A 2,927-nucleotide genomic window follows, 5' to 3' on the forward strand; every position below is an offset into this window, starting at 1 on the left:
GATGGACGGGGTGCCGCTGTTCTTGGTCAGGCCCGCCTTGACGGAGCAGACCGGCCAGGCGCCGGGGCCCTGGCCCGCGAGCACCTTCTCGGCGATCGCGATCTGCTGGTCCTTGGTGGCCAGGTCGGCGCGCGGGGCGAACTGCGTGCCGCCGAACTCGCGCCAGGTGGAGCTGGTGAACTGAAGCCCACCGTAGAAGCCGTTGCCGGTGTTGATGGACCAGTTGCCGGTGCTCTCGCACTGGGCGACCTTGTCCCAGGTGCTCACCGACGCGGCGGACGCGCTGGTCGCCCCGATGATCGGGGTGGCGATCGCGGCACCGGTGACACCGGCGGCGACCGCGATGCGCGAGGTCGTGGACAGACGGGTACGGCGATGACGCCCGGTTCCGGACAGCATGAAGCGTTTCCTCTCCCACGCCTGCGAGGTGAGCTGTCGGATTCGGGCTGGAGTTGCCCGGCCGCCCGCTGCGACCCCGGTAGGAGGGTCATCGGTACGGCTTCACCCCTAGCCGTCCTGGTCTGTTGCCAGTCCGGCGCATTTCACCTGGTTCCCCCGCTTCTGCCGTGGTTGCTTCTCAGCTTCCCGTCCCGACCGGCGGCAGAACTAGGCGTTCCGGTGAGAGGGGCCGGTGTGGGGACCGACGCGGAGCACGTTAGGCAGACGGATCCTGAGATCACAAGCGACTCATCGTAAGAACAGGTTTACGACCGTTTTGTGGTGGGCAAGAGGTAACTCCACGTCACATTCGGGCGTCCGAATGTGTCCGAATTCCTACCTTCGGTACCGAGTAACTGACGGTTTGTGAGAAATCGCCACGCTACGCGCACATGCGGTGATCGAACGTCAGATCAGTGTGACCTGTCCGACATTCCGGAGGCGAGATCCGAAATGTCCGACATCAACCTTTGTTCGACAGGTCATCGGCTCGCTTGTCCTTCGATCGGATGACCTGACGGGCGCTTCGCCATCATTCGTCCGGATTATCCGCTCGGTGCACCTCCCCCTCAGGGCCCCGATCAGGGGAATCCTTCGATATCGGGAACCGCGCAGACCTCCCAGGCGTGATCTTGAAGGACGATTTTCTCGGGAGGTCCTCGCGTGTCCGTGTACGCCTTGCCCGCCGCGGCCGAGCCCGCGGTGCCACTCGCCGCCGGGGACAACATCGACGTCGACGTCCTCCAGGGGGTCAACGGCCTCGCCGACGACACGACATGGGCGCACGGCTTCATGGAGTTCATGGGGGAGTACGGCCTGCTCGCCATCCTCGCGGCCCTCCTCGGCATCGCCTGGTTCCGCGCCCGCCGCCGCCCCGACCACGACGTCGCGGTGGCCGGCCTCGTCTGGGCCCCGATCGCCGCCGTCCTCGCCGAGCTGGCCAACATGCCGCTGCGCGAGTGGGTGGACCGCCCCCGCCCCTTCCTGACCCATCCCGACGTCACCGTCCTCGTGCAGGGCAAGGAGGACCCGTCCTTCGCGTCCGACCACGCCCTGCTCACGATGTCCCTCGCGGTCGCGCTGCTCCTGGTCGACCGGCGGCTCGGCGCCATCGCCGTGCTGGTCGCCGTTATGCAGGGCTTCGCACGCCTATATGTAGGAGTGCACTACCCGACGGACATCCTCGGCGGCTTCGCGCTGGGCGCCCTCATCGCCCTCGCCCTGTCGCCGCTCGCGCTGCGCGCCCTGCTGCCGGTCGTACGCGGGGTCGAGTCCACCCCGCTGCGTCCGCTGGTCGTGGCGTCCTCGACCGGCTGACCCACCGCCGCGCCGCGGCTTCCTCCTGACGTAGCCGCGCGTGCCACGCGTGCAACCACGCGGATCCGACCGCCACCGGCCGACCCGCCCGACCCCGCCTCAAAGGGTCAAGATTCCCGAAACCGGACCCAACCACCGGTGCCCGGTGCCAGACTCACCGGGTCCGGTCATCGGATCATCATCCGAGGCGTCACCCCTCCGCGCCCTCCCCGGACAGTCGCTCCTGCGCGCCCACCGTCCCGTGGCGCGCGCACTCCACGACGAGGGGTCCACAGACGTGTCCGCACCAACTCCCGCCACCAGCCGCCGTACGCGCCCGGCAACCGCCGCCACGGCAACCCGCTCCGTCAGGAGCACCCGCGCCGCCGCGTCCGCGCGGGTCTCCGCCGCCGTGCTTCTTCCGGCCGCCGCGCTGGCCGCCCTGCTCGCGGCCGCCGCCCCCGCCCGGGCCACCACCACCCCGGCGCCGACCACGCCGCCCCCGGTCGCCGACTCGGCGCCGAAGGCCTCCGTGCCCACAACCCCCACGGGGCGGCCCGGAAAGGCCGAGGCCGAACGTGTGGAAGCCGCTCTCCGCGAGGTCGTCGACCTCCAGCTCCTCCAACCCACCTGCGGCGAGCGCGGCGCCCTCACCGTCGCCGCGCTCCAGGCGCTGCGCACCATCGGCGTCGAGGTCAAGTCCACCGGACTCCCCAAGATCGACCTCGGGCCGCTCGGCTGGATCGGCATCGGCTCGCAGTACCCCGGCCGCGCCGTCGCCCTCGAACTCCACCTCCTTCCCGCCGGACCCGTACCGGTGAATCTGACGGTCGGGGAGAAGGCCTGCCCGCCGCGCCCGGGAACCCCCGCGCCGCGCACGCCTGCGCCGACGTCGACCGCGACACCCGCCCCGTCCACCCCCGCACCGCCGGCGACGCGGACCCCGGCGGCCTCGCCGACGACCGCCCCGCAACCCGCCGCACAACCCGAACTCGCCCGCACCGGCGGCGGATCGCCGACGTGGCCGTACCTCGCCTCCGGTGCCGGACTCCTGGCCGCAGGCGGTGCGACCGCCGTGGCGGCCGCACGGCGCCGCCGCACCGGCTGACCGCGTACCGCGAAGCTGCGCCGTACGCACGCAGTTGGGTACGGTCTGGTGGAGGCGCTCCGGCCCCGGGCCGCGCGGCGCCTCC

3 protein-coding genes and 1 riboswitch are annotated in these 2,927 nt (G+C 71.3%); of the genes, 2 read left to right on the forward strand and 1 reads right to left on the reverse strand.

Going from position 1 to position 2,927, the window contains the following annotated elements; genetic code table 11:
* Window positions 1-396 (reverse strand): transglycosylase family protein (locus ACRX5S_RS41030; RefSeq protein ID WP_436778397.1); only part of this gene is annotated, 396 nt, incomplete at its 3' end.
* A gap of 6 nt (window positions 397-402) precedes the next feature.
* Window positions 403-548: riboswitch (cyclic di-AMP (ydaO/yuaA leader) on the reverse strand.
* Window positions 549-1,101: 553 nt separating this feature from the next.
* Between ACRX5S_RS41030 and ACRX5S_RS41035 the strand changes: the two genes are divergently transcribed.
* Window positions 1,102-1,755 (forward strand): phosphatase PAP2 family protein, encoded by a 654-nt coding sequence (locus ACRX5S_RS41035; protein WP_436778395.1) that lies wholly within the window; start codon window positions 1,102-1,104, stop codon window positions 1,753-1,755.
* 241 nt (window positions 1,756-1,996) lie between these two features.
* The gene (locus tag ACRX5S_RS41040) at window positions 1,997-2,842 is read left to right on the forward strand and encodes a hypothetical protein (RefSeq protein ID WP_436778396.1); all 846 of its coding nucleotides are present in this window, start codon (window positions 1,997-1,999) and stop codon (window positions 2,840-2,842) included.
* The last annotated feature ends 85 nt before the right edge of the window (window positions 2,843-2,927 follow it).

It is taken from the genome of Yinghuangia sp. YIM S09857, from assembly GCF_051388915.1.
GTDB lineage: Bacteria > Actinomycetota > Actinomycetes > Streptomycetales > Streptomycetaceae > Yinghuangia.